Genomic DNA, 7157 nt, shown 5'->3' with positions numbered 1-7157 from the left:
CCGAAGTCCGCGCTGCCGTTCGACTTGCATGTGTAAAGCATGCCGCCAGCGTTCAATCTGAGCCAGGATCAAACTCTTTAGTTGAAATACTAATGTGTTCGATCCATGCACAAAGTTATTACTGGCGATGACTCTTGCGAGCCATTCGCTGTATTTCTTGGTGCAGGTATCAATTTTGGTTACCCAATCAGATACCCACACTCATCGGTTGCATTCTGTTAAAGATCGTTGTTGTCCACCCGAAAAACCCTGTAAAATCAGTCCTTCGCGCTTCAAACTTCGCTGCGTCAGCAGCAGAGAGGCCGAACTATACCGACCCACCCCAAAACCGTCAACACCTTCTTCTCACCTTTATCACCACAAAGTCGATAAACCCCTGATCCGCAAGGATTCATCAAAAACATCTTCCCACCCTCAAATCAGTGGATCGCTGCGGCAACAATGATCGCGATCCCCAAGCACATGGCAGCCGCCACCATCCCCAGCGCCGTATTGCGCCCTTCAACCAGCTCTTTCCACAGGTTGTAGGGGGTCAGCTTGTCGATGATGATGAAAGCCACCCAGAAGACAATCACGCCCAGCAAGGCATAAAGCAGCGAGTTGGCCAAATTGATCAGGTTTAAGCTCATGAGTTGACTCCTTACTTGTGATAGGCGCGCTGCCCGGCCGCGCCCTTGGCGATGCGTTCGCTGGCAGCCGAACCGAAAATCGAATAGCCGCGCGCCTGCGCCCAAGCAAAGGAGAGCAAGCCTGCAGCCACGAGAACAACAAAGATTCTATAGAACATAGTCAGTCATCCGACTTCCCACCCCAAGGGTGATCGCTTTCAGCCCAACGCTGTACCTCGAAGTAGTAACGTCGCCAGCTGGCCCATAACGGAAAAATCAGCAGGCCGAATACCAGCACCCACAGATTGCCCCAGACAGGAACATCACGCACGACCCGCAGACGGTTGACCACACTGCCTTTTTGTTCGGGCGCACTTTCGGTTTCCACTTCCATGACATACTCGCCCGGCGGAATGCCGGTCAGGAAGGCCGCATCGTGGCGACTGCCTTCAGTCCAGCTTCCGTCACTATCCCGTCCAGAATAGAAGCTGAGTTCGCGACCCAGCGCGATCTGCTCGCCGGTCGTGCGATTGATCAGCGTCATCGACAGGTATGCCCAGCTATTGTTGAGCGACGCTTCATTTTCCAGGCGCAGGTTGGTATGTCTTTTCAATACAAAGGGCGCAGAGGTATAGGTCGCCGAGCGCCCCGGGGTCAGTTCGAAAGCATGGGACAGCACCGTTTCATTAGCCGCCCGCCAGACAAAAAAGATTTGCAGGGCCACAGCCAGCAGCGCCGCCAGCCCGTAAACCTTCCAGAACCGTGCGGTATTCCCCATATAGGGAGAAGGCTGATTGGGAGCGATGCCGTTTTGCGGCCCGGCCAGCACTTTCGGGCAAGCCGCTTTCAGCTCATCCAGCGGCAGGTATTCGCATTGCGTCCAGGTTATTTCATTCGGCGCGCGTTCTTTTGAGAGCATATACGGCGGCGCGATGTAATCGTCGCAATCCACCTCGTCGCCGGCCTTGACACGCCAGTTGAATTCTCCGGCCACATAGGCCGCCCGCGCCCTGCAACTCTGGAAGTGCTTGTAGGTCTGACCTTCGTAACCGGCCACCGGCGAAACAAAGTCCTTGCCGCCGCTCGCATTGGGCAATTTCGACGTGGCGCGACCGTAGCTCCAGTGACCTTCGGAATCAATCAGCCAGCGAAAACCGGCTTTATCCCCATAGAGCAGATACTCGTCCCATGGATAAATCTCGCCGTCCACTGCGGTCTGCCGACGCATGAAGCCGAGCACCTGCAGCTTGTCGCCGCGCAAAGTCAGTGCAGTGCCCAGCGGAATACGCGGCAGCACACGCTCGCTTTTGCGTGCGCCGGCAATGATGGCCAACCCCGGATCGGAGACATCCACGGTCGTTCCGCAGGCCGGGCATGCATACGCCAATATCTCCCCCGCATGAATCTCCGCGGGCGCAGCACAGGTCGGGCAATTGAATACTTTCGCCTGCACCCTGGCCGCTTCGCGCGCTGCGGCCATCGAATCATCAAGCTTGAGCGCGGCGTAACTGGTCACCGCTCCCAGATACAGGCGCGGCGGCGTGTCGCTGTAATCAATACTGACGAACCCCTCATCCTCACCGCGAAAATCCGCCGCGGGCGCCGGATAGCCCGCCCCGACCCGGAAAGGCAACTCGCCCTCGCTCGCCACCACGCGGGATTCTTCCTTGTTGGTCAGCGTGTACGACTTGCCGCCCAGGCGCACTATCTGCCCCGGCTCCAGAGTCGCCCACTCCGGCAGCGCGCCCTTGGCCTCGACCGGGAAAGTGACATAGGCCAGGCCGGAACCTTCAGACACCCAGCCCTCGCGCCCGTCGTCGAAGAGCGCGTACCACTCGTTCCAGTAGCCGGCCTCGTATTGCAACTGGATGCGCCCGATCAGCGTGAAATTCACGCCCTGCCAGGCACCGGATACACCGCGGTGCAGCGGGCTGGCATCCTCGGCCAGCGCGGCCATCTTGCCGATGTCTTCGATATTCTGGTCGTGGCGCACCAGCGTGCTGCGGCAATAGTCGCAGACCGCCATGACGGACGTAGCCGACTGGAAAATGACTTCAGCGCCACAGGAAGGGCATTGGGCTTTTTTCATGATGTTATTTTCAGAAACCACCCATTACAACGGGAGCGCGATGGTTAATCGCGAAAACCAATCGCGGATTTCATCCGCTCCCACACTCATGCTCAAACCAGCTTCTTCAGCAACTCGGCCTTCTTGGCCGCGAATTCTTCTTCGCTGAGGATGCCCTTCTCTTTCAGGCCGTGCAGTTTTTCGATCAAGGCCAGCGGGTCTTCCGCGGGCGCCCCGGCCTGCGGCGCAGCCCCCGCGCCGCCCATCGCCTGCCCAACCGCAGCGGCCATCGCCTGCCCCATGCCGATCCCGGCCCCCACGCCCGCGCCGATGCCGGCCATGCCGCCTTCGTTCTGCGCGGCCAGCGGGATGCTTTGTGCCACGTTGAACTGGGTATATTTATTCATATCCCCGATCACGTTCATGCTGATGCGCTGGTCGAGAATCTTCTGCAACTCTTCCGGCAGCGAGACGTTCTGCACCACAAAGCTATCCAGCGCCAAGCCGTAACGGGCGAACACCGGCTCCATGGCGGTTTTTAGCTTGGCGCCGATTTCTTCCTGATTCGCCGCCAGATCGACAAAAGCGATGCCGGCCGAGGCCACCGCATCGGTCAGCGAGCCGATGATGGTATTGCGCAACTGGCCATCCAGATCATCGACCGAATAAATCTCGCGCGTACCCGAGACCTCTTTGTAGAACACCGCCGGATCGACAATCTTGTAGCTGTAGATACCGAAAGCGCGCAAGCGCACCATGCCGAATTCCGGATCGCGCAGTGTAATCGGGTTGGGCGTACCCCATTTGCGGTCGAGCTGCAGACGGGAGCTGAAGAAATAGACATCGGATTTGAACGGGGAATCGAAGAGCTTGTCCCAGTTCTTGAGGTTGGTCAGAACCGGCAGGGTTTGCGTGTTGAGCGTATAGAGGCCCGGCTGGAACGCATCGGCCACCTGGCCTTCGTTGACGAACAGCGCCAGTTGCGAATCGCGCACCGTGAGCTGCGCGCCGTTCTGGATTTCGAAGTCCTGCATCGGGTAGCGGTAGGCCAAAACCCCGTCGCCCTCCTCGGTCCAGTGGATGACATCGATAAACTGTTTTTTGACGAAATCGAAGAGACCCATGATTGGCTCCTTGCGTGGGGGATGATGGGGTTATAGCACACCCCGAACCTGTCGAATCAAACAGCCTTGCCTTGGGCACAAAAAAGCCCCGATGCCAAAGCAGCAGGGCTTTTGTTTGAATCCAATCTTGCGTTTACGGCGCCAGCGTACAGGTCGCGGTATTCATGTTGCAATTCGTGTTTCTGTCACCCGGCGCCCGCGGCACAGCCGTCACCGGATCACCAATCGCCGCTGGGGTATTAATTGCCGCACACGCACCCAATACCGCCGCACTCGCAGGCTGCCCATCCATCAAGCTTGCCAAGGCCCAGTGTGCATAATTGGTTGCCTCGGCCTGACAGGCTCCGTTGGCAGCACGGATGCGGTACTGGTTGTATTGCGGCAGGGCGATGGCAGCCAAGATGCCGATGATTGCCACCACGATCATTAATTCAATCAGGGTAAAGCCTTGTTGGAAACGCATCATGGGACTTCTCCTTCTGCAATTTCCCTTCACCGCAGAATTCCAGGTGAACCGCGAAGCCTCTTGGAAAATCCCCCCGCCTTGCGAGCGAGGGGACTCAGCAGACTAAGGCAAAATTAAAATGCTTACGGGAGCAGAGTGCAAGAGCCGTTTGTCCAATCACACCGAGAATTACGGACACCAGGAGTTCTAGGAGCAACATCAGCTGTACCAGCCATTGCAGCAGGGGTGGCAATAGCGGCATTACAAGCACTCGGCACATGAGCCGGAACAACCATGCCATCTGTAGCCAAAGCAGCCACAGCAGCCTTGGCATACGCAGCAACTTCGCCCAAGCAAGCATTTTCAGCAGAACGGATGCGATATTGGTTATATTGCGGCAACGCAATAGCGGCCAAAATACCGATAATTGCCACCACAATCATCAGTTCGATCAGGGTAAAGCCCTGTTGCATCTTCTTCATGATATTCACCTCTCGGTAGTTGAGTATTGTGCCGTCTTCGCGGCGGCGCACTCTGTTGATAGCAAGGGGTGTGCCAGCGGGCAAGGCGGGGGCGGATGAACGGCAGGCGGGCGTTCTTCTGCCGGACGCCATAGCGCTGGGGAAGTGTGTTGCGGCTGCGCCGACCCCGGTCAGCCGCCGGTCCAGATGCCGTTTTTTGTCACATTTTGCCCCGAGATGGGCAACTGGGCTTGCCCTGCGGTTTTTCTCGCACCGACAATCGGCCGCAAACCGAAAAACAAAAAAGCCCTCGAAAAATCGAGGGCTTTTTATTGAATACTGGCGGAAAGGGAGGGATTCGAACCCTCGGTAGGCTTGCACCTACGCCTGATTTCGAGTCAGGTACATTCAACCACTCTGCCACCTTTCCGCGGAGCGAGGCGGGATTGTAGCGCAACTTGTGGCGGGGTTCCAGGCATTTCTATTCCATACCCAAGGCACTCACACTATCCAGGTGTCCCCTCGCCCCTTGCGGGAGAGGGGGAAATGTATCAACCATGCACTGATCTTGCCCCATCTCACCCTCTCCCCTGCCCTCCTCCATCAAGAGGGAGGGAGAAAAAACGGTGCTATTTGCATATTATCGATTCAAAAAAGCGCACAGTCCGATTGCCCTGACTCCAGAGCGAAGCCCCCCGCCCCTTTATCTAAAAAAGAGCGTTGAGAAATCTCCATTGCCGCCCTCCCCTCAATCGCCCTTTGGCAAAAAGGGAAGCGCAGAACCGGGCCGCAACATCTCCTGCCGTGACATTGTTTCATGTTGCATTGCGCGCCGGTAGAATGCTGCTTTTGCCTTGTTTCGAGATGGCCATGACAGTCCGTACCCGTTTTGCTCCCAGTCCCACCGGCATGCTGCACATCGGCGGCGTGCGCACCGCGCTGTTTTCCTGGGCCCATGCCCGCAAGAACGGCGGCAAGTTCGTGCTGCGTATCGAGGATACCGATGTCGAACGCTCGACGCCGGAATCGGTGGCGGCGATCATGGACGGCATGCACTGGGTGAATCTGGATTACGACGAAGGCCCGTTCTACCAGATGCAGCGCATGGATCGTTACAAGGAAGTGCTGCAGCAGATGCTGGAAAGTGGCCATGCCTATCGCTGCTACGCGAGCAAGGAAGAGCTTGAAACCATGCGCGCCGAGCAGGAAGCGCGCGGCGAGAAGCCGCGCTACGACCGCCGCTGGCGCCCGGAAGCGGGCAAGACGCTGCCCGAGCCGCCGGCAGGCGTTGCGCCGGTGATCCGCTTCAAGACCCCGCTCGATGGTTCGGTGGTGTGGGACGATCTGGTCAAGGGCCGCATCGAGATCAGCAACGAGGAGCTCGACGATCTGATCATCGCGCGCCCGGACGGCACGCCGACCTACAACTTCTGCGTGGTGATCGACGACTGGGACATGGGCATCACCCAAGTGATTCGCGGCGACGACCACGTGAACAACACGCCGCGCCAGATCAATATCTTTCTGGCACTGGGCGCGCCGCTGCCGCAGTTCGCCCACCTGCCGATGATCCATAACGACCAGGGGCAGAAGCTTTCCAAGCGCCGCGATGCGGTCAGCGTGGTCGACTACGACCGCCAGGGCTTCCTGCCGGAGGCGCTGCTCAACTACCTGGCCCGACTGGGCTGGGGGCATGGCGACGACGAGTTCTTTACCATGGCGCAGTTCGTGGAGTGGTTCGATCTCAAGAATGTCAGCCCCAGCCCGTCGCGCTTCGACCGCGACAAGCTGCTGTGGCTCAACGCCCAGCACATGAAAGTGGCCGATCCGGCTCGCTTGGCATCACTGGCTGCACGCTTCCTTGAAGACAAGGGTATCGACACAGCCAACGGCCCGGCCCTGGCAAGCGTCGTCACCTTGCTGCGCGACCGTGTGCAGACGCTGGTGGAACTTGCCGAACAGGCCGAGTATTTCTACCGCCCGCTCGATCCGACCGCCGAGGTTGTGGAAAAGCACCTGACGCCGGACGACGAGGCGCGGCTGGAATTCTTTGCCGAAGGCGTGGCCCGGCTGGAAGTCTGGGATCAACCGACCCTGTCGCAGTTCATCAAGGACTTTGTGAAGGCACAGGGCGTGAAGATGCCGCAGGTAGGCATGCCGTTGCGCGCGAAGGTCTGTGGTACCACCAGCACACCCTCGGTTGATGCCGTGCTGGCGCTGCTGGGACGTGAGGAAGTGTTGAAGCGGCTGGCGGCTTGATCCAGAATTTTCACCTCGTGAAACACAGAGGTACAGGGAAGAGCGCGATCGTTTTGCCGTCATACCGGCACACCTGAATGGTGTGCCGTTTTGTTTTGCGATTCGCGGATTTCATCCGCTCCCACATACCGGCCAAAGCGGGTAGCCCGGATGCAGCGCAGCGAAATCCGGGGGCACGGAGTCAAAGACACA

5 protein-coding genes, 1 tRNA gene, 1 rRNA gene and 2 pseudogenes are annotated in these 7157 nt (G+C 58.3%); 1 reads left to right on the top strand and 8 read right to left on the bottom strand.

Features of this window, described 5'->3' with window-relative positions:
- From BMZ36_RS02370 to BMZ36_RS02340, 8 genes and pseudogenes are all read right to left on the bottom strand, one after another.
- Nucleotides 1-84 (bottom strand): 16S ribosomal RNA (locus tag BMZ36_RS02370); the annotation flags it as partial.
- A 335-nt stretch (nucleotides 85-419) separates the two neighbouring features.
- Complete coding sequence (locus tag BMZ36_RS02365) at nucleotides 420-629, bottom strand: DUF350 domain-containing protein (protein ID WP_091190752.1); 210 nt, start codon at nucleotides 627-629, stop codon at nucleotides 420-422.
- Nucleotides 630-640: 11 nt separating this feature from the next.
- Nucleotides 641-787: a hypothetical protein gene (locus BMZ36_RS14480; RefSeq protein ID WP_177187743.1), complete on the bottom strand. Its 147-nt coding sequence runs from the start codon at nucleotides 785-787 to the stop codon at nucleotides 641-643.
- Nucleotides 788-789: 2 nt separating this feature from the next.
- A complete protein-coding gene (locus BMZ36_RS02360) occupies nucleotides 790-2697 on the bottom strand; it encodes a DUF4178 domain-containing protein (protein WP_091190748.1) in 1908 nt (635 codons plus the stop codon).
- 92 nt (nucleotides 2698-2789) lie between these two features.
- Entirely contained in the window at nucleotides 2790-3800 is a 1011-nt protein-coding gene (locus tag BMZ36_RS02355) for an SPFH domain-containing protein (protein WP_091190744.1), read from the bottom strand.
- Between the two features lie 352 nt (nucleotides 3801-4152).
- A pseudogene (locus BMZ36_RS14630) lies at nucleotides 4153-4266 on the bottom strand (prepilin-type N-terminal cleavage/methylation domain-containing protein); the annotation flags it as partial.
- A 364-nt stretch (nucleotides 4267-4630) separates the two neighbouring features.
- Nucleotides 4631-4727, bottom strand: a pseudogene (locus BMZ36_RS14625) (prepilin-type N-terminal cleavage/methylation domain-containing protein); the annotation flags it as partial.
- A 319-nt stretch (nucleotides 4728-5046) separates the two neighbouring features.
- Nucleotides 5047-5136 (bottom strand) — tRNA-Ser (locus tag BMZ36_RS02340).
- Between the two features lie 440 nt (nucleotides 5137-5576).
- Between BMZ36_RS02340 and gltX the strand changes: the two genes are divergently transcribed.
- Complete coding sequence (gene gltX, locus BMZ36_RS02335) at nucleotides 5577-6965, top strand: glutamate--tRNA ligase (protein ID WP_091190885.1); 1389 nt, start codon at nucleotides 5577-5579, stop codon at nucleotides 6963-6965.
- Nucleotides 6966-7157: the final 192 nt, after the last annotated feature.

The organism is Formivibrio citricus (assembly GCF_900115065.1).
In the GTDB taxonomy this organism is placed as follows: Bacteria; Pseudomonadota; Gammaproteobacteria; order Burkholderiales; family Chitinibacteraceae; genus Formivibrio; species Formivibrio citricus.
The sequence above is the reverse complement of the archived record's forward strand: the minus strand, read 5'-3'. Positions and strand labels throughout refer to the sequence as shown.

Coding starts and splice junctions, on each gene's coding strand:
- BMZ36_RS02365 (WP_091190752.1), bottom strand. CDS start 629: ATGAGCTTAAACCTGATCAATTTGGCCAACTCGCTGCTTTATGCCTTG.
- BMZ36_RS14480 (WP_177187743.1), bottom strand. CDS start 787: ATGTTCTATAGAATCTTTGTTGTTCTCGTGGCTGCAGGCTTGCTCTCC.
- BMZ36_RS02360 (WP_091190748.1), bottom strand. CDS start 2,697: ATGAAAAAAGCCCAATGCCCTTCCTGTGGCGCTGAAGTCATTTTCCAG.
- BMZ36_RS02355 (WP_091190744.1), bottom strand. CDS start 3,800: ATGGGTCTCTTCGATTTCGTCAAAAAACAGTTTATCGATGTCATCCAC.
- gltX (WP_091190885.1), top strand. CDS start 5,577: ATGACAGTCCGTACCCGTTTTGCTCCCAGTCCCACCGGCATGCTGCAC.